General features: G+C 37.3%; 17 protein-coding genes. 8 read left to right on the forward strand and 9 right to left on the reverse strand.

Annotation, left to right across the window (positions count from 1 at the left end):
* Positions 1-27: 27 nt before the first annotated feature.
* The 3 genes from ACG9ZL_RS04335 to ACG9ZL_RS04345 form a co-directional block, all read right to left on the reverse strand.
* Positions 28-1,368, reverse strand: a complete 1,341-nt coding sequence (locus ACG9ZL_RS04335) for a CitMHS family transporter (RefSeq protein ID WP_004722773.1) — start codon at positions 1,366-1,368, stop codon at positions 28-30.
* A gap of 395 nt (positions 1,369-1,763) precedes the next feature.
* Positions 1,764-3,092 carry a polyamine export protein PaeA gene (gene paeA, locus ACG9ZL_RS04340; RefSeq protein ID WP_336952922.1) on the reverse strand — a complete coding sequence of 443 codons (1,329 nt, stop codon included), beginning with the start codon at positions 3,090-3,092 and terminating at the stop codon, positions 1,764-1,766.
* A gap of 128 nt (positions 3,093-3,220) precedes the next feature.
* Positions 3,221-4,210 (reverse strand): LysR family transcriptional regulator, encoded by a 990-nt coding sequence (locus tag ACG9ZL_RS04345; RefSeq protein WP_336952920.1) that lies wholly within the window; start codon positions 4,208-4,210, stop codon positions 3,221-3,223.
* A 625-nt stretch (positions 4,211-4,835) separates the two neighbouring features.
* Here ACG9ZL_RS04345 and ACG9ZL_RS04350 point away from each other — a divergent pair.
* Entirely contained in the window at positions 4,836-6,440 is a 1,605-nt protein-coding gene (locus ACG9ZL_RS04350) for an isocitrate lyase (RefSeq protein WP_056514634.1), read from the forward strand.
* 473 nt (positions 6,441-6,913) lie between these two features.
* Here ACG9ZL_RS04350 and ACG9ZL_RS04355 read toward each other — a convergent pair whose 3' ends face one another.
* The 6 genes from ACG9ZL_RS04355 to yihG all read right to left on the reverse strand — a co-directional run bounded on the left by ACG9ZL_RS04355 (position 6,914) and on the right by yihG (position 11,445).
* Positions 6,914-7,201, reverse strand: a complete 288-nt coding sequence (locus ACG9ZL_RS04355; RefSeq protein WP_336952916.1) for a PA4642 family protein — start codon at positions 7,199-7,201, stop codon at positions 6,914-6,916.
* A 221-nt stretch (positions 7,202-7,422) separates the two neighbouring features.
* Positions 7,423-7,695, reverse strand: coding sequence for a cell division topological specificity factor MinE (gene minE, locus ACG9ZL_RS04360; protein WP_004722763.1), 273 nt, complete (start codon positions 7,693-7,695; stop codon positions 7,423-7,425).
* Between the two features lie 2 nt (positions 7,696-7,697).
* On the reverse strand, positions 7,698-8,510 hold the full coding sequence (gene minD / locus ACG9ZL_RS04365) for a septum site-determining protein MinD (protein ID WP_336952914.1): 813 nt from the start codon (positions 8,508-8,510) through the stop codon (positions 7,698-7,700).
* A 67-nt stretch (positions 8,511-8,577) separates the two neighbouring features.
* Positions 8,578-9,297, reverse strand: coding sequence for a septum site-determining protein MinC (gene minC / locus ACG9ZL_RS04370; RefSeq protein ID WP_336952912.1), 720 nt, complete (start codon positions 9,295-9,297; stop codon positions 8,578-8,580).
* Positions 9,298-9,437: 140 nt separating this feature from the next.
* The gene (locus ACG9ZL_RS04375; protein ID WP_419327566.1) at positions 9,438-10,490 is read right to left on the reverse strand and encodes a preprotein translocase subunit SecA; all 1,053 of its coding nucleotides are present in this window, start codon (positions 10,488-10,490) and stop codon (positions 9,438-9,440) included.
* Between the two features lie 37 nt (positions 10,491-10,527).
* Positions 10,528-11,445, reverse strand: coding sequence for a 1-acylglycerol-3-phosphate O-acyltransferase, YihG family (yihG, locus tag ACG9ZL_RS04380; protein ID WP_419359200.1), 918 nt, complete (start codon positions 11,443-11,445; stop codon positions 10,528-10,530).
* A 372-nt stretch (positions 11,446-11,817) separates the two neighbouring features.
* On the opposite strand from yihG, the gene ACG9ZL_RS04385 reads away from it, so the two are divergent.
* From ACG9ZL_RS04385 to ACG9ZL_RS04415, 7 genes are all read left to right on the forward strand, one after another.
* The gene (locus ACG9ZL_RS04385; RefSeq protein WP_336952908.1) at positions 11,818-12,468 is read left to right on the forward strand and encodes a YiaD family glycine zipper/OmpA-like lipoprotein; all 651 of its coding nucleotides are present in this window, start codon (positions 11,818-11,820) and stop codon (positions 12,466-12,468) included.
* A gap of 434 nt (positions 12,469-12,902) precedes the next feature.
* Entirely contained in the window at positions 12,903-14,942 is a 2,040-nt protein-coding gene (locus tag ACG9ZL_RS04390; RefSeq protein WP_336952905.1) for a UvrD-helicase domain-containing protein, read from the forward strand.
* Between the two features lie 99 nt (positions 14,943-15,041).
* Entirely contained in the window at positions 15,042-15,494 is a 453-nt protein-coding gene (gene dut, locus ACG9ZL_RS04395) for a dUTP diphosphatase (RefSeq protein WP_419359201.1), read from the forward strand.
* A gap of 228 nt (positions 15,495-15,722) precedes the next feature.
* A complete protein-coding gene (locus ACG9ZL_RS04400) occupies positions 15,723-17,162 on the forward strand; it encodes a phosphomannomutase/phosphoglucomutase (protein WP_419359202.1) in 1,440 nt (479 codons plus the stop codon).
* A gap of 58 nt (positions 17,163-17,220) precedes the next feature.
* Positions 17,221-18,126 (forward strand): acetylglutamate kinase, encoded by a 906-nt coding sequence (gene argB, locus ACG9ZL_RS04405; protein ID WP_336952902.1) that lies wholly within the window; start codon positions 17,221-17,223, stop codon positions 18,124-18,126.
* Positions 18,127-18,300: 174 nt separating this feature from the next.
* Positions 18,301-19,086 carry a GNAT family N-acetyltransferase gene (locus ACG9ZL_RS04410; protein ID WP_419327568.1) on the forward strand — a complete coding sequence of 262 codons (786 nt, stop codon included), beginning with the start codon at positions 18,301-18,303 and terminating at the stop codon, positions 19,084-19,086.
* Between the two features lie 186 nt (positions 19,087-19,272).
* A complete protein-coding gene (locus tag ACG9ZL_RS04415) occupies positions 19,273-20,121 on the forward strand; it encodes a class II glutamine amidotransferase (protein WP_336952988.1) in 849 nt (282 codons plus the stop codon).
* Positions 20,122-20,711: the final 590 nt, after the last annotated feature.

Consider the following 20,711-nt stretch of genomic DNA (forward strand, 5'->3'; position numbering starts at 1 on the left):
GCCGATATTTATATCGGCTTTTTTCTATTAGTGTAGTGTTGAATAGAGTGGGAATACACCGAGCAGCATGGCTGCAACAAGCATTACCAAACAGGTCAGAATCGCCCATTTAATAGTGAACTTTTGATGCTGTCCAAATTCGATACCAGCCAATCCACATAATAAATATGTTGAAGGAACCAATGGTGAAAGTAAGTGTACAGGTTGGCCGACAATTGAAGCACGCGCCATTTCTACAGGTGTAATACCATAATGACTTGCCGCTTCAGAAAGAATCGGTAACACTCCATAATAGAAAGCATCATTCGACATAAAGAAGGTCAAAGGCATACTAATCACAGCAGTAATGGGCGCTAAAAAAGGACCCATACTTTGTGGAATAATCGCCACCAATTCTTTAGACATCGCATCAACCATGCCTGTCCCTGAAAGAATCCCAGTAAAAATCCCTGCAGCAAAAATAATACCCACAACGTTTAGAGCACTACCTGCATGATGAGCAACTAAAGATTTTTGCATATCGACATCTTTATAGTTGACCACCAATGCAATACAAAGTGCAATCATAAATAAGATCGGTAAAGGCAACACGCCTTTCACCAAACAAATCATAAGGACAACTGTCAATAAACCATTGAACCATCTTAAATGTGCACGATTTGCTTCTGGATTACTTGAAATTTGAATGTCATCACCATGACTAACATCAAGTTCAATAATACCTAAGCGTTTACGTTCCATACGGCCATACATAAAACCGACAAAGTAGAGCCAAAGAATAGCAGCGAGCATTGGTAAAACCATTGGCACAAAGATTTCACTGGCTTCTACATGCAGCGCGCTTGCAGCACGTGCCGTTGGTCCACCCCACGGGGTAAGGTTCATGATTCCGCTTGCCAGCATCATTAAACAAGCCATGATCAATGGGCTCATACCTAACTTTTTATAAAGTGGGAGCATTGCTGCTACACAAATCATGTAGGTGGTAGAACCATCGCCATCAAGAGAGACGATGAGTGTCAGGGTAATGGTACCAATAACGACTTTAAGTGGATCACCTTTGACCAGCTTCAAGATAAATTTTACAGAAGGATCAAACAATCCCGTATCAATCATGATGGCAAAATAAAGAATTGCAAAAAGTAGCATTACGCCTGTTGGTGCAAGTTTTTTTACACCATCAAGCATCATTTCACCGAGCTGTTTGATTTCTAAATGCCCAAGGCTGTCGAAATAGAAGCTAAGACCGTAAGCGATTAATGCAAATAAAATTGGAATAAGTGTGAGTGCTGCAAGAGCAGTCATTCGTCTAGACATAATTAAGTACATAAAGCACAAAATCATGCCCAAACCTAATACGGTTAGCATAGTTCGATCCTTGAATGAGACTTGGGTAACAGAAGTCTTTTAATTTTTTAAGCAGAAGCATGCTAATAGTTATTGGATTAAATTAAAATATCCTTGTAGAAATACTGAATTCAGTACTATTTTTTAAATAAATAGAGTATTCAAAACAGATATTTAAAAATGAATATTATAATTGCACCAAAATGGTTATAAAATTTAAGATATTGATTTATATGTTTATTATATTTTATGATTTTAAAAACTGTATTCATGTTAATTTTCATATTTTTAAAATTTATAAATCAAAAGGCTATAATCTAATCAATAGCGTTCTGGATCTTGCAATATTAAAGCGCCACTTTTCATAAAAAAAGCTTAGCAAGGTGATTGCTAAGCTTTAAATGAGCTAAAGAAGCTTATTGTGAAGAGTCTTCTGATGTCGAGGGTTCTGCTTTTTCAAGTAAGCGTGTGACAAGTAGCTGGTCAATTTTAAAATGATCAACATCGACCACTTCAAATTTATAACCACCAAAAATCACGGTGTCAGCTGGTTTAGGAATTTTTCTTAACTGATACATCATAAAGCCTGCCAGTGTCTCGTAGTTCTCTTCATCTGGCATCTCATCAATTGCTAAAGCATGCTTCATGTCTTCAATTGGTGTACTACCATCAATTAACCATGAGTTGTTATCACGTTTAATAATTTGTAGTTCTTCATCCATTGGTGTAACCCAGTCACCCATCACAGTGATCATGATATCTGACAGGGTAATAACGCCAACGACAAGGGCATATTCATTAAATACGACTGCAAATTTTTCTTTGCTAGATCTGAAGCGATCAAGGACTTCAGATAGTGTTAATGTATCAGGAATGGTCAATACTGTACGAATAGTTGACTCATGTAACTGATTAATTTTCTGGTTATTGAGAATACGAACTAGAATATCTTTGGCATCGACATAACCAATCACTTGGTCAATGGTTTCGTTGCAAACAAGGAACTTAGAATAAGGGTATTCAGCTAGCTTTTGGCGAATACTTTCTTCTGGTTCTTTTAAAGTAAAAAACACTACGTTTTCACGTGGGGTCATACTGGATGGAACATTACGTTCTTCAAGTTCAAATACATTTTCAATAAAGTGATGTTCTTGCTTTTGTAAAACACCCGCTTGTGCACCTGCATCCATCACCGCTGAAATATCATCAAAGGTAATATTGTCTTCACGCGTTGTATTGACTTTAAACAAGCGGAATAACAAGTTAGCAACAGCATTGATAAACCAAGCTAATGGTTTACATACCACGATAAAGATCTGGATGGGATTGATGACTGAAACTGCAATTTTTTCGGGTGCAATCATCGCCATACGTTTTGGCATTAAATCGGCAAAAAGAATAAAAAGTGAGGTGACTAAAGTAAATGAGAGGACAAAACTGATGGTTTCAGTCCAATTTCCGACATAGAAACGAGAAACAAATTCAAGAAAATAAGGGCGAAATGCACCTTCACCTAAAATACCGCCAAGAATAGCAACAGCATTTAAACCGATTTGGGATGCGGCAAAGAAATCGGCAGAGTTTTGCTGTAAGTCTAGGACTTTTTGTGCTCGCTCATCGCCAGATTCGGCAAGAATTTTGAGTTTAACTTTACGCGCACCCGCAAGTGCGATTTCAGTTAAAGATAAAAAACCAGCTCCTGCGATGAGGACAGCGATGATTAGGATATTCTGGAACAGGCTCACGAATCCACCTATGGATCATCATTATTATGAGATATTTTTAACACATAAAAGGGGGTGGTAGTGAGTAACACACTACCGATCTAGAATTAGTATAAGCTTGAAATGATAAGAATTTAACAAAATTCCTATTAATATTGAGAAAAATGCGAATTATTTTGCATAAATTCACGATTTTCTTCTTCAATCATTTGACGTGCAACATAAAGAATCAATTGGCGTAACCAACGATGTGCAGGATGATGATGAAGTAAAGGACACCATGCCATTTTTAATTCAAATTCAGGAATATAAAATGGCGGATCTTTAATGAGTAAATTTTGGCTTTTGGCTTGTAAACGTGCGATACGGGTTGGTAAGGTCGCAATTAAATCGACATTTGAAGCCAATAATGCAGGCATTTGATAATGACGCGTAAAGACTGAAATTTTACGCTTTTGACCAATCCGCTCTAAAGCTTGATCAATCCAACCTAATCCTGCTTGTTTTTCAGGATTCACACCAAAACCAACACCCATCCCTGTTTTTGATACCCAGATATGTTGTGCATCTAAATAACTTTTAAGATTTAAAGTACTTGAAGCTGGATGTTTGTTATTGAGTAGACAAGAGAAACTGTCACGCCACACTAAAACTTGGTGAAAACTTTGTGGAATTTCATTAAACCGGTTGATGGCTAAATCAACTTTTCCTTGTTCCATGTCACGATATGACACGTCACTTGGTGTTAAAAAGTCGAGAACAACATTCGGTGCTTCAGAGCGCAAGGCTTTGACTAGACGAGGAACAAGTGTTGCTTCGGCATAATCAGAGGTCATAATACGGAATACACGGTTTGACGTATAAGGTCGGAACTCAGTACGAGGTTCCAAAATCATGGATAAATCAGACAGTGCGTCACGGATGCGGGGTTGTAATTCTAAAGCACGTTCTGTTGGTGTCATACCTTCAGAAGAACGAATTAAAAGAGGGTCATTAAATAAATTACGAAGACGACGTAAAATATTACTCATTGCGGGTTGGGTAACACCAAGCTGTTCAGCAGCACGAGTCACATTTTTTTCACGTAAAAGAACGTCAAGGTAAATTAAGAGGTTGAGATCGACCCGCTCCAGATTCATAAAAAAAATACCGAAAATAAAATTTAGAAATCACAGGGGATTATGCCATAAGGAAATGCTTTTGTGTAAAAAGTAGATAAAAAAACAGCACACGATTTATTGTTATAGAAGGATTAAGATTTGTGGTGCTGATTTTAAATTGAGATGCGCGTTTGAATAAATCCTCATTTTGCTATTATAAGTGAAGATAAGCAGATTTTTAAGCAACAACATTGTTTATCACTCGATGAATCACCCAATTATGCTTTGTCCGATTCTTGATCATTCAGGGTGTTTTTATATTAAAAAAATGCAGTTTTGGTTTTTTTGTTACAAGCTCAGACTTAAGTCTAATAGAGATAAAATTATCAAATTGACTGATATTTAAGCAATTTATAGGTAGTTGTTAATTATTAAAAATTATATAAATTAATTGTTTATCGATTTTTGGTTTAATTATAATATGACTTTGATCTACATATTTTTTAAATAAATACTGAAAATTAACTCAGAATATTGGATTAATTTGAGGACTCAATCTAAGCTAAGACCATAACAACGAAGTGTTCTAAATCTGAACAAACAAATACCGAGTGGATTTAGCTCTTCGATTGATGAAATCCTAATATTATTACAGGAACATATCATGACTACATACCAAACAGCGATTGATGCAATCCGTGAATTAAAAGCAAAATTCGGAAGCACATGGCGCGATATTAGCCCAGAAGATGCTGCGCGTATGCAACTGCAAAACCAATTTAAAACTGGTTTAGATATCGCTAAATATACAGCTGCGATCATGCGTCGTGATATGGCTGAATATGATGCTGATTCTAGTAAATACACTCAATCTTTAGGTTGCTGGCATGGTTTCATTGCGCAACAAAAAATGATTGCAAACAAAAAATATTTCGGTACTACAAGTAAACGTTATATCTACCTTTCTGGTTGGATGGTTGCTGCACTTCGTTCAGAATTTGGTCCACTTCCTGACCAATCTATGCACGAAAAAACTTCTGTACCTGCTCTAATCGCTGAAATCTATACATTCTTACGTCAAGCTGATGCGAAAGAACTTAATGATTTATTCCGTGCGCTTAAAAAAGCAAACGAAGCTGGTGATACAGCTAAAGCTGCTGAAATCACTGCACAAATCGATGGTTTCCAAACTCACGTTGTGCCAATTATTGCGGACATCGATGCAGGTTTCGGTAACGAAGAAGCAACTTATTTACTTGCGCGTAAAATGATTGAAGCCGGTGCATGTGCACTTCAAATCGAAAACCAAGTATCTGATGCTAAACAATGTGGTCACCAAGCTGGTAAAGTAACAGTTCCACATGAAGACTTTATCTCTAAAATCCATGCATTACGTTATGCATTCTTAGAAATGGGTCTTGATGACGGTATTATCGTTGCGCGTACTGACTCTGAAGGCGCTGACTTGACTCAAAAAATCCCAGTGGTTAAAGAGCCAGGTGATATTGCTTCTCAATATATTAGCTACTTAGATACAACTGAAATTGACATTGCAGATGCTCAAGAAGATGAAATCTTGATTAAACGTGATGGTAAATTACACCGTCCTAAGCGTTTAGCTTCAGGCCTATATCAGTTCCGTGAAGGTACTCAAATTGACCGTGTTGTACTTGACTGTGTGTCTAGCTTACAAAACGGTGCAGATCTTCTTTGGATCGAGACTGCGACTCCAAACGTTGAAGAAATTGCACACATGGTTAACCGTGTACGTGAAACAGTTCCAAATGCGAAGCTTGTTTATAACAACAGCCCATCATTCAACTGGACTTTAAACTTCCGTCAACAAGCTTACGATCGTTGGGTTGCTGAAGGTAAAGATGTTTCTGCTTACGACCGTGCTAAATTAATGAGCGCTGAGTACGATGCTTCTGAATTGGCTGCTGATGCTGACTCGAAAATCCGTACATTCCAAGCAGATGCTTCTCGTGAAGCGGGTGTATTCCATCACTTGATTACACTTCCGACTTACCATACTGCTGCGCTTTCTACTCATGAGCTTGCACAAGGTTACTTCGGTACTGAAGGTATGTTGGCTTATGTTGCTGGTGTACAACGTAAAGAAATCCGTGGTGGTATAGCTTGTGTTAAACACCAAGCGATGGCGGGTTCTGACATCGGTGATGATCACAAAGAAATCTTCTCTGGTGACAATGCACTTAAAGCGCATGACGATGCTAAAAACACAATGAACCAATTTGCTGCTCACTAAGCATTGACTTGATTCAAAAACCCAGCGCAAGCTGGGTTTTTTTATGAAAGGTTATTAGAGTCTGTAGAATTAAATACTTCAACTTCAGACATATCAAACAGGAACTACATTTAAATATAATTATCCAGTGCTGATATACAGGAGTGATTTAAAGTAAATCATAAAAGCAATGCGTATTTACAAAGCATATGGTTGTTTGACATAAATAAAATTAAATGATGTTTAAACTTGATTAAAGATCAAATAAAATAGTGTAATTTTAGAAAAGTTAATTTGTTCATATGAAATTATGCTGACTGACTTAATTGTTTATATGGATGTTTTTAATATTTTTTTGTAGGAAATAGTATAGAACATTGAGATATAGACATTGATAAAATGGGATATATAAACTAAAAAACGCCCAATGAAGTTCATTAGGCGTTTATAGATCAGCAATATTTCAAGACTACATTGGTCGTTGGTTGAAGTGCTTAAGCAAACTTCGCTAATACTTCTAAGAAACCTTCTTTTTGACGCGGGTACTCTGCAATCACATCATGAATACGTAGACCTTCTGGATTAGTTGCGTTGATATTTCGACCAGCAGCAACAAACTTAGTCAATAAGCGTTCATAGTCAAAAGGACGCATATGTTTAAAGGCATGATAAAGTACATGAAAATCAGTATTAGTACCTTCAGGAGGAAGTTGATCTAAGTAGGCAAAAACACGCTCGTCTGACCATTCTTCATTGAACGTTGCTGGCTGTGAAAGTGCCATAACAGCATCTCCTCAAATAAAATAATTCTAAATTAAATGATTAATTTACAACATTATATCAACCTTATTTATCTTTCATTTTATAAGGATAAATACAATCTTTAGCTGAAAAAAATCTAAAACAAAAAGGGCAAAATATATTGCACGAGAAAAAGTAACCCTTTTTAACTCTGCCCTATATTTTGCCCTGAATCAATCCGCTTGACTAATCAATAATGAAATTATCGTTCTTCAGGTAAATTGATATTCATTTCCAACATTTCAATGTTGGCTTCAGAACGAACTTGCATTTGAATATGCTGTTCATCCACGCCACGGACATAACGATTAACCACTTGCATGATTTCTTTTTTCATTTGGTCGATCTTGTCTTGGCTTAAACGTTTGCCCAAACCGTTTTCAGAAGCAACAATAACTTTTAAGCGATCTTTAGCAGTTTGGGCGCTAGATGGTTTGTCATCATTGCTAAAAAGTTTACTCCAAAATCCTGCCATTTCTACGCTCCAAATAACCGTGCTAACCAACCCTTAGGTTTCACTGTAATATGTCGATAAGGACGTTCCTCACCCAAGAAACGCGCAACTAAATCATCATATGCTTGCCCAGCAGATGCTTCTTGGTAAAGAATGACAGGTTTACCTTCATTCGATGCCTGAAGTACGCTAGGGCATTCTGGAATGACGCCTAAAGTTGGTACACGTAAGATATCTTTTGAGATATCATCAATGGTCAACATTTCTTGTTTATCGGCACGTTCAGGGTTAAAACGCGTAATACATAAATGTTTACGAATACGCCCTTCGTTGTTTTCTACTTTTTTCGTCTTACTGTCGAGCATACCAATAATACGGTCTGAATCTCGAACAGAAGAGATTTCTGGGTTTGTTACAATAATCGCTTCATCTGCATGATACATGGCTAAAATTGCACCACGCTCAATCCCTGCAGGTGAGTCACAGATAATATAATCGAATTCTTGTGCAAGCTCATCGATTACACGAGCAACACCATCATCGCTCAGTGCATCTTTATCACGGGTTTGCGATGCAGGTAAAATATATAAATTTTCAATATCTTTATCGCGAATTAGCGCTTGCTGTAAGCGCGCTTCGTTATTGATGACATTTACAAAATCATATACGACACGGCGTTCACAGCCCATGATCAAATCTAAATTACGCAAACCCACATCGAAATCAATCACAACAGTTTTATGACCTCGTAGGGCTAATCCTGTTGCAAAAGATGCACTCGTCGTAGTTTTACCTACGCCACCTTTGCCTGATGTAACGACAACAATTTTGGCCACCGAATCCACTCCTGTTATGGTCATTTTACCCGATTAAACGAGTTTTATATGGTGTTTAATTTATACCTTAAAATTGCAAAGCTTCAAACACTAGCTCTTGCTGGTCATTCAAGTAAATATGTACAGCTTTTTTAATTACATCTTGAGGAATGTCATCTGCTACACAATATGTTCCCGCAATAGAAACCAATTCGGCTTCTAGTGAATGACAAAAAATTCTTGCACTGGTGTTACCACCTGCGCCTGCAATGACTCTACCACGAACACTGCCATAGATATGTATATTTCCTGAAGCAATCACTTCTGAACCACTGTTAATACCAGCATTCAGTATGATGTCTCCATGATCTTGAACCAAACATTGCCCAGTTCTTAAAATTTCATCATGGTATGAAGTGACATGACTCAATGTTTTAGACGCATCTACGCTTACATTTGGTGTCGCTACAGCGGGTGCTTTTACTGGAGTTTCAACCACTTGTTCTTTCGTCGGTTTAATCCGTTGCAATGGACGATCGGCAGGCAAGACTGGGAATTGAATTGCACGTGCTTGGTCACCCAATAAACCATCAATCACAGCCATAGGCTGTAAATCTAGGCTGATAATGAGTTGAATCAGGGCAATAAGCTCTTGTTCAACTGTGGTATCAATAATGACCAAAGCCCCTTGATAAGAGGTCTCACTCATCATTGAAGTTAATTGCTGGCGGATGGCATCATGATCATTAGTATCGAAGGTTAATCGGGTAAAATTAACCATTCTGCCTGTAATCCGTATATCAGCCATAATTATTCCTTAAAAGGCATGTGACCTAAATTTTTCTATCTAAGCGTCAAAAATTGTGAAATAGGGCAAATGCTAGAACATATTGAATGATTTCTCTAGCAAAGATACAAATATTTTCAATGAATTGCTTATTCTTTGAATCACTCATCTTTTACTTGATCATTTTTTTCTAATTCAAGCTGCCATTGTTTTACTTTCACTTGTTTCCTTAACGATTCTAAACTTTCATAGACTATAGATTCAACTAGTTCTTCAAGTTTTTGATTTTCAATATTTAATTGGCTTAATTTGGTTGAAATTAATTGATAGGTCGCGTTTGGATTTTGTAGATTGCCTTGAGTAAACGGTTGCACCAATCCTTGCGTAATATTCTCACCTAGCTGTTGCCCAATATTTTGAATCTGATTTTCAATCATACTGCCTGCAATTGGGATCATGCGCAATAACTGGGTCAATTGCGGGGTGTCCTCAATCGCTTGACGTACAATCTGTCCGACATTATGGGTAATCACATGACTTTGTGCTTTTAGTTCAGTGGCCAAAGATTCTTGTAATACTTCAGCTAAAGTTTGTGCAAAACGATCTCTATGGTGATCAATTAAATCATGAATGATTTTTTTATGGCTTGAGCTGGTGTCTAATTCTTGTTTAATTCCATCAATGACGGTAATCACAACACGATCTGATAATTCTTCCATCAGTACTCGATAATAAAACAGCACACGTTTTAGAATGTTATCGGGAATAACCTTATAACCTAACTCATGAAAATGATAAGCAATAATACCGACGCGAATTAAACGTAAAAAACGTAAATAAGGAATAATCGCTAAAATCTCATACCAGTGAATAAATGGAAAGAAGAACCAACGCGCATGGTGTTTGTTGATAATAGCGATGAGCCAGCGAATGCCTAATTCAACAATCAAAAAGGTAATAAACCAGCTTTCAGTTTTAATCACCCACGGATGCAGATCTGTTTTGTAATACTGTAAAACTTGCGGTAGATGAATTTCATTGAAAAGCCAGTCACCAAAATTACTCATTAAAAAAGCATTGGCACATAAACAGAATAGGTTGAAGACGATGATAAACATCATAAAGATGTCATAACCAAAAGCGATCCACCATCCTCGTGACATATCGTTTTTCGTTTCTGTACTGTTTTCGAGTGGTGGAACTTGCTCTGTCATATCCATCCTATTCTGTAGTTTTTTCTTCAATTGAAAGTTAGTGATTATATTTTTGTTTTATGGTGCTAATCAGTTGATCTTTTTCACTCCATAAATCATCAACCCAGTTTTGAAAGCGTTCGCGGTATTCTGTATCATCTTCATAATTGCCGCCCAGTACCCATTCAGGAATCTCAATTTTACGCATATTAACTGCAATTCGAGGTACTTCACCTAACCAAAACTCACCATAACCGGGTGCACCATCTGGATACACAATGGTCATATCCACCAGAGCGTCAATCTTATCACCTAAGATATTTAAGGCGAGAGCAAGTCCACCGGCCTTAGGTTTAAGTAAATTGGTAAAAGGGGATTGCTGTTGAGCATGTTTTTTTGGGGTAAAACGTGTTCCTTCAAGGTAGTTGAGCAATGTAAAAGGCTGGCTTAATAACTGTTCACAGGCTTTACGTGCTTCTTCCATATCACGTGTTTTGAGATCAGGGTTCTTTGCAATCTGCTCTTTTGTATGGCGTTTCATCATCGGAAAGCCAAGAATTTTAAATGCTTGCCCGACAAATGGTATAAAGATCAGTTCCCATTTGGTGAAAAAGCGGGTGAGAGGCATGCGTGTTAGACCAAAATATTGGTTTACGGTAGTATCGACCCAACTTTGATGGTTACAGGTCATTAAATAACGACCTTGCATATTTAAATCCAAGTTGTCATCAACAGTAATGTCCCATTGTGTTTCGGGAAGAACATGATCAATCAACCAATTATTTACACTTAACCAACTATTGGTGATATTGATATTGGTTTCATCCACCTTTTTTGACTTTTTAAATAATTTGGTCAAGCCTAAAGCTAAAACAGGTGGGCCGTGAAAAAAAGTACTGCCAGTAATCACTGAGCCAACGGTTAAACCTTTCGTAATTTTTTTTAAAATAGGTTGCTTCTGCTGTTGAGATGACATAGAACAGTCCTAATGATTTATTGTGAGTGCCAGTTCAAGCGACTAGATATTTTTTACTGCTACGTTGCGAAATAATGTTTATCATTATTTAGAATGAATAAATTTCGTATTTCTTGCCTCGTATCACCTAGAAATATACATAATCGCAAACATAGACGAATTGTCCACAGCCCTTAAATATAATCGTTACAATGCAATTTAAAAAGACACATTTAATGACTATGTACAAATTATGATGATCACTTTTGTAAATTTCATTGTAAATATTACAAAATGTAAAAAAATACGTGATTGTTAACAAAACGCCTATAGTGGTGCTTTGTTTTTTATACCAAAATTAAGCTAACAAAAAACACAACTTGGAGGCATGCAATGCGTGCACTATTAATTACAACACTTACAGCAGGGGCTTTAGTACTTTCTGGCTGTCAATCAACTGGTAATAACATTGGTGGTATGGAGTACGACAAATCTGCTATTGGCGGTTTGATCGGTGCAGCAGCGGGCTATGGTTTGTCTCGTGGTAATGCAAACTCATCTGCACAAAACAATCGTGCAGCAGCAATAGGTGCGCTTTTAGGTGCGGGTACTGGTCTTTATTTAGACAATAAAGAGAAGAAATTACGTCAGCAAATGCAGGGTACTGGTGTAGAAGTTAACCGTAATCCAGATGGTTCTGTAGCTTTAGTTATGCCAGGTAGCATTACATTTGATACCAATAAGTCATCAATTAAACCGAACTTCTACGGTACGTTGAATAAAGTTGCACAAACTTTAATGGAAGACAACAAGAGTGTAATTCTTGTGACTGGTTATACGGATAATACAGGGAATGACTCAATTAACATTCCATTATCTCAAAACCGCGCATACTCAGTTGCTAACTACCTTAAAGGTAAAGGCGTACAAAGCCGTATTGATACCCAAGGTTATGGTTCGCAAAATCCAATCGCAGATAACTCAACTGCTGCGGGTCGTGAACAGAACCGTCGTGTAGAAATTAGTATTTATGCGACAAACTAAGAAATCGTAATAAAAGTAGCGAATTTTTTAGCTAAAAGTGTTGAAGAGGAATCATAGTTCGCTATGATTCCTTTTTTTATTTTCCAAATTTTTGCTTAAATTTTATTAATCTTTTTAAGCATGAGATTAAGGTTTTTATCATTAATACGAGCGTTGATTCGAGGATAGTCTCTCTTCTTGCTGCAGTGTGTTAACCGTTATTATGGCTTTGGGTGATAGCTTTTGGTTATGCTTTCGCCATTTGATCACAGGTTAACTGAATAACAACAGCTCAGAGCAAAATAGAGTATTGAAACAAGACGGTTTGAAACTAAAGCATAATTTAACTGAAATTATTTTTATCTGGTTTTTATATTTGAAAAATTCAAATTAAGCATTTTGCAACTCTACTTTAGATGACTATAATCGAGCTCGAAGTTTTTAGAGGATGAACAATGTCGAAAGCAAGTCAACTAAATGACAAGCAACTTGAAGCCATGAAATATACTCAAGGACCCTTGTTAGTACTTGCAGGGGCGGGTTCAGGTAAAACCTCAGTAATTACAAGAAAAATTGCGTATTTGGTTCAACAGTGTGGGATTCCTGCACATCGAATTACTGCAATGACCTTTACCAATAAAGCTGCACGTGAAATGAAAGAACGTGTCGGTAAGTTGTTGGGTAAAGAAGAAGGGAAAGGGCTTTCGGTTTCAACCTTTCATACCTTTGGTTTAAATTTATTACGAATTGAGCTGAAAAATACCCCACTGAAAAATAATTTCTCAATCCTTGATGCCGATGACTGTAAGCGTATTCTTATGGATTTGATGCATCGTGATAATTTATCGGGCGCTGAAAGCAAAGAATTGATTGCTAAAGCCATGAAAAAGATTTCAGATTGGAAAAATGATTTGATTGTGCCTGAACAAGCACATACGACTTGTGAAACACCAGAAGATGTGCAGTTTGCCCACTTGTATCAATTATATGAGCGAAATTTACGTGCTTATAATGCCGTAGATTTTGATGATCTGATCGTGATGCCAACACGCCTCTTACAAGACAATGCAGAAGTTCGTGATCGTTGGCAAAACCGAGTTCGCTATCTACTTGTGGATGAGTATCAAGACACCAATACCGCGCAATATATTTTGGTGAAATTATTGGTTGGTGTGATGGGGCAGTTCACCGCTGTAGGTGATGATGACCAATCCATTTATGCATGGCGTGGTGCAAAGCCTGAAAATATGGCATTGCTCAAAGAAGATTTCCGCAATTTAAAAGTGATTAAGCTGGAGCAAAACTACCGCTCTACCAGTCGTATTTTAAAAGCCGCGAACCATGTCATTGAAAATAACCCACACATTTTTGATAAAAAGTTGTGGAGTGATAAAGGCCATGGTGAAGTCATTCGAATCATCACCTGTCGTAATGATGATGATGAATCTGAACGCGTAGTAAAAGACCTGCTCACGCATAAATTGATGAATGGCAAAAACTGGAAAGATTATGCGGTGTTGTATCGCGGAAATTTCCAAGCACGTGTATTGGAAACTCAGCTACGTCAAATGCAGATTCCATACAAGCTCTCTGGTGGTCAATCTTTCTTTGGTCGTGCAGAAATTAAAGATGTGATGAGCTACTTGCGTATCATCATTAACCCTGAAGATGACAGTGCTTTCCTACGTATTATCAATACGCCTAAACGTGCAATTGGCCCAGTAACACTTGAAAAGTTAGGTCTTTTTGCCCAAGAAAATCATTTATCACTGTTGGCTGCGGCAAGTGATCAACGCTTAACTATGGTGATGCCAAAAAAGGCCACCACACAATTGGCTGAGTTTGCTGGCTTTATCAATGATTTCACTCGTGAATTGTTAGATGACGATGAACCTGTTCCTAAAATTCGTCAAATGATGAATGATGCAGGCTATATCGATTATTTACGTGAAACTGCGGCAACGCCTGCACAAGAAAAAACCAAGATTGATAATGTGGAGATGCTCTATACCAGTATTCAAAGCTTAATCAACCGTGCTGAAGATGTAGATGAAAAGAACATTGAAAGTGTGATTCGTAAAATGGTGTTGTTGGATATGCTTGAGCAACAACAGGAAGATGAAGACACCGATAAGGTCAACCTGCTGACATTACATGCATCTAAAGGTCTGGAATTTCCATTTGTTTATATTATGGGCTTAGAAGAAGAGCTTCTGCCACATAAGAACTCCATTGCTGCGGAAACGATCGAAGAAGAACGCCGTTTAATGTACGTGGGGATTACTCGTGCACAACAAGGTTTGACCTTGACTTTGGCTGAGCAGCGTAAAAATGGTGGACAAATGAAGCAAATGACGCCAAGTCGCTTCTTAGATGAATTGCCACAAGATGAGCTTGATTGGCTAGGGCGTAAGAAAAAAATAGCTGAACATGTCGATCCAAAGCAACAAGCACAGCAATATTTACAAAACTTAAAAGCGTTATTAAAACGTTAATTTTTAAACCAGTTCTTTTTTTTTCTTTCGATTTGATTTTGAAGAGATCGAAAAAAATAAAAAAACTTTTAACAGCTTTATTTAACCAAGGATTTCAATATGAAAGTTCAAGTAAAAGTACTTGATCAACGTTTAGGTCAAGAATGGCCAATGCCAACATATGCAACATCAGGTTCAGCAGGTTTGGACTTACGTGCATGTGTAGAAGAAGCGATTCAGATTGAACCTGGTCAAACTGTTTTAGTTAAAACAGGCATGGCCATTTATATTGAAGATAGTAATTTTGCTGGTCTAGTTTTACCACGTTCGGGCTTGGGCCATAAGCATGGGATCGTATTGGGCAATTTGGTTGGGTTAATTGATTCAGATTATCAAGGTGAATTAATGGTTTCTGTATGGAATCGTGGTCAAACCAGCTTTACTTTAGAGCCTGGTGAGCGTTTAGCGCAATATGTATTAGTGCCTGTAGTTCAAGCGCAATTTGATATTGTAAATGAATTTGAAGCGACTGAACGTGGTGCTGGTGGTTTTGGTCATACTGGGAAAAACTAGATTTTTCTATAATTTTTAAAGCCTGATTTATCAGGCTTTTTTAATATTATATTGATTTGTAACAAAAAGTATGTATAAAGCCTTGTATGAAATTGAATATATTATCAAGAGTTTTTAGTATATTGCATTTGACCTGATATAAATATTTTCATATAAATGAATTGACTGCTAATCATTAGAGAGATGAAGCTAACAAAATAAAGGGTTGAGCAAATAGAAGTTTTGCTTATGAAAAAGATGAATGATTTTCCTTTTCAACTTTTCCGCGCCTATGATATCCGTGGAAAAGTTGAAATGATGCCCCCAGAATTGATTCAGGCAGTGGCATATGCTTTAGTTAATCAACTGATTGAAAAGGGTCAATCAAAAATAACCTTGGGTTATGATGCACGATTAAGTAGTCCTGCGTATGCTCAAATTATCAAACAGGTATTTCAAAATAACCACATTGAAGTTACTGAAATAGGCTGCTGTGCGACCCCACAATTGTACTTTGCCGCAAGAAATACGCAGGGCAATGGCATTATGGTGACAGCAAGTCATAATCCAAAAACTGACAATGGTATTAAATGGATTATGCAGTTTGAGCCACCTTCTCCTGAAATGATTCAAAACATTGGAATTCAAGCAAAAAATTATCTGCAAAATAAGCAGTCAGCATGGATTGATACAGGAGCTATTGTTGAAAGGGCAACTCATCAAATAAAGTCTGAATTTTGTTTATCCTATCAGTCCGCGTTATTAACAGATATTCAATTAACCCGACCACTCAAAGTCGTGATTGATGGTTTAAACGGTTCCGCAGGCTTTTGTGCCAATCTTGTTTTAAAAAAATTGGGCTGTGAGGTGATTGCATTACGTTGTAATGCTGATGGAAACTTCCCTGATCATGCACCAGATCCTTCACAAGCTTCACATTTAGAATTACTACGACAAAATGTACTCAATCATCAGGCAGACATTGGTATTGCTTTAGATGGTGATGGTGATCGTGTGGTTTTGTTGGATGAAAATGCACATATTATTTCAGCGGATCGACTTTTAGCACTGTTCGCGCAAATCTGTTTGAAAGATCATCCACAGCATGAAATCGTGTTTGATGTGAAATGTTCATCTATGGTGCGTCAAGTGGTTGAGCGTTTAGGCGGTCAAGCCAAGATGATTCGAACTGGCAGCAGTTTTTTACGCAAATACATGTCGCAATCTAAAGGCCAAGCTGTCTTTGGTGGTGAGTACGCAGGTCATTATGTCTTTAATGATGGGAGAGGACTTGGCTATGATGATGGGTTATATGCTGCTTTACGTGTGATGGAATACTTATGTTATTTTCCTCAAGCCACATTGTCTGAAATCTTAGCGTGTTATCCCGATCGTTTCTATACCGAAGATACCTATATCAGTACCCATTGTACTGATCCGAAAATTGTTTTGAATGAGATTGAATATCTCAGTCAACAGTTTGGTGCTGAACTGAGTAAAATTGATGGCATACGCCTTGATTTTGAACACGGGTTTGGCATTATTCGAGCATCAAATACGGGTGAATATTTTACAGTACGGTTTGATGCTGATGACCCAATTTGTTTAAATGAAATTCGTCAGACATTTGCGTCTATGCTTCGTGACCGTTATCCTATGATCGCCAAAGATATTCTACAGGCACACTGATTTCTTAATTTATCCATATTCATCAGTCTAATTCCTACAGCTCACTAAGGAGAGGCGAATGCCACATCAGCATACTGGCATCGACAAAGCGCAAATATTGACAGAGGCTTTGCCATATATTCAACGATTTACAGGTAAAACACTCGTTGTAAAATATGGTGGCAATGCAATGACTGATCCTGCTTTGGAAAGTTCATTTGCTCGTGATATCGTTTTACTCAAGACTGTAGGTTTAAATCCGATTGTCGTACATGGGGGTGGTCCACAAGTAGATTCATTACTTAAACAGTTAGGTCGTGAGTCTGATCGAATTGATGGAATGCGGGTGACGGATCCAGCAACCATGGAAGTAGTCGAGATGGTTTTAGGCGGCAGTGTCAATAAATCCATCGTTAACTTGATTAATCAACACGGTGGACGTGCTATTGGTTTAACAGGGAAAGACGGTAATTTATTACGTGCTCAAAAGCTCTTGATGGAAAAAACGCTTGCAGATGGTACAGTCACACAAATTGACTTAGGTCTTGTGGGAGAAGTGATCGGGGTTAAAACTGATGTCTTGGAAATGTTTACCCAGAGTGATTTTATTCCAGTGATAGCGCCTTTAGGTGTAGATGAAGATGGTCAAACTTATAATATCAATGCTGATTTAGTTGCTGGTAAAGTGGCAGAAGCTTTAGGGGCGGAAAAATTGATTCTATTGACCAATATCTCGGGTGTTTTAGATGAAAATAAAAACCTCCTTACTGGTTTGAGTACTCAAGAAGTGGATCGTCTTATTGAAACCGGAGTGATTTACGGGGGGATGATCCCCAAAGTGGGGTGTGCGTTAGATGCGGTTAAAGGTGGGGTTGTTAGTGCACATATTGTGGATGGGCGTGTACCCCATGCAACGCTCTTAGAAATCTTTACAGATCATGGTGTAGGAACATTAATTACCAACCGTGGCAAGCCTCATAAATAATTTTTAATTTATACGTTAATTTCTTTGAAAGCCAATGTGAAAGCATTGGCTTTTTATTTTACCGACACTGTTTCAAATTAACTACTCATTGCGTGTTTTTAAACGGTCATTTTTTCGTCATATAAGTGTCATCGGGATTGCCTAGTGTAAGTAAAAGCTCAAGGAGTCGAAAATATGTTCGCAAAATTAAATCAGTATCGTCAGAACTTCCAGAACTTAAATTTACCTTTACCAAAATCTAAAAAAGCACAATCACAATATAAATTTGAATGGGTCGAAGACCTGAAACAACTCAAAGAAGTACAAAAATTTCGTGCAGTACAGTTCGCAGATCAATTTGGCATTACATTTGAAAATGGGTTAGATCAAGACTTATATGATCTTGATTGTGAACATGCAGTATTACGTGATAAATGGAGCAATGAAATTGTTGCTTATACACGCTTGAAGTTAATTCAAGGGCATGAGCTTGCACGTAGTTATAGTGCACAAGAGTTTGATCTTTCTCAGCTTTCACATTTATCTAATATTGTAGAAATTGGTCGTACTTGTGTGCATCCGCGCTATCGTAATGGGCGTGCCTTGTCGATGTTATGGTTAAATCTAGTTCCGACAGTGCTGTGGAAAATGAAAGCAAAACATTTAATAGGGTGTGTCAGTATTCGTCTAGAAGACAATAAGGCCCGTGCTTATTATACGCATCAGCATTTGAAGAAAATGACTAGCAAACAGTCGATTGATATAAAGGCAAATTCTGCTTTTGAACCGTGTCATCCAGAGTACAGCTTTCCACAAGATGAACGAATTCCGAAGTTATTTGATGTCTATTTGAAAATGAATGCTCGTTTATCTAAACAGGCTTATCATGATGAGGCATTTAATTGTTTAGATTATTTTGTCTTTTTAGATGTCAATGAAATTGCCAAAAACTTTGTTTTAAAGAAAATGGTTAATCGCTGAGTGTCCGAAAAAATAAGGATACTTTGACTTAGATATCCTAAAATTATCCCAAGCATTTTGTTGTTCTGTGTGAAGTCATTAGTCTAATATGCATCTGTTTGCAGTTATTTTCAGTTATTGAGATTTGCAAGCAGGTGCGTAGTCATGCACAATATTCTTATAAATAAAATGCTGTATGAATACACTATGTGCCAATTGCTTGGAATGAACTGCGCTGCTCCCACTGATATTACCTTTTCGTTTCGTGGGTTTTCTCAACGCGCAGGAATAACCTCTGATCATTCTGATGGGTTTGGTATTGCTTTTTTTGAAGATAAAGCATGCCGTTTATTTGTTGATAATCAATCTGCTGTCTTGTCACCAATTGCTGAACTGGTGCGTAACTATCCGATCAAATCTCGTAATGTTATTGCGCATATTCGCAAAGCAACCCAAGGTAAAATCACCTTAGAAAACTCTCATCCATTTATTCGTGAGTTATGGGGGAGACAGTGGATTTTTGCACATAATGGTGATTTACATAACTTTCATCCGCATTTATCGGGGCGTTTTACCCCTGTAGGCAGTACAGATAGTGAGTTGGCATTTTGTTATTTACTTGAACAATTAGTTTTAAGATTTGGTTATTTTGAACCGAGTTTAAATGATGTTTTTGCCTTGCTTGAAGAAATCTCACCTAAAATTGCAGAATATGGCACTTTTAATTTTTGCCTCTCCAATGGACAAGCATTGTTTAGTTATGCGACAACTAAGCTGCATTGGATTGTACGTGAGTATCCATTTACATATGCACGCTTAGTCGATATTGATGTTGATATTGATTTTAGTCAATTTACAACAAAAGAAGATCGTGTTGCCGTGATTACCACAGAGCCGTTGACTCAAAATGAAGTTTGGACCGCATATCAGCCTGGTGAGATGATTTTATTTAAAGATGGTCAAGCGATAAAAGCCGCAACGACCCATGTGGAAAGACTTGCTCGTGAGGCCGCTGATCCAAGTTTGGTTAGAGTCACCAAGGCAGATCAATATTAGTTTGATCTGAATGAATTCATGTGAAGATTGGGGGAGGCGTAATTCGTTAACTCCATATTTTTTAGAATCTAAGTCATTGTAAAAATAAATTTAATTTATAGTCAACCTGTCAAAAACTCAGACACAAGAATATAATTTCTTTTAAATAATACTTTTAATTAAATCGACTGTATGAGTAAATAAAATTGTTTGATTATAAAAAGCTTACACTGCCACATCTTACATTCAAAGTTTAAATACCTTTGCTTAGGTGATGCCTCGCTTTTCGTAGGGATTATCAAACCTTGCGCTACAAACAAAGCAGTGCTTTGTTATTGCTTATGTTAGGCGAGGGGTACGTCCTGTACCTCGCCCAATGGCGACATCCATGTTGCCATACGGTAGGATCACGATCTAAGATTCAAAAAAAATGAATTGATAACCAACATTTTCTAAATGTTCATACAATACATAAGCTTCATTTATGATCAATGGCTTGATGCAAAACACTTGTATGAATAATGAGGTGGTTGACTATATGGGATTGTCATCTTTGATAATTAACTAAGTATTTTGATGTTGTTACAATAAACAGAGGACGATTAAATAAT

The organism is Acinetobacter legionensis (assembly GCF_048551735.1).
Classification (GTDB): Bacteria; Pseudomonadota; Gammaproteobacteria; order Pseudomonadales; family Moraxellaceae; genus Acinetobacter.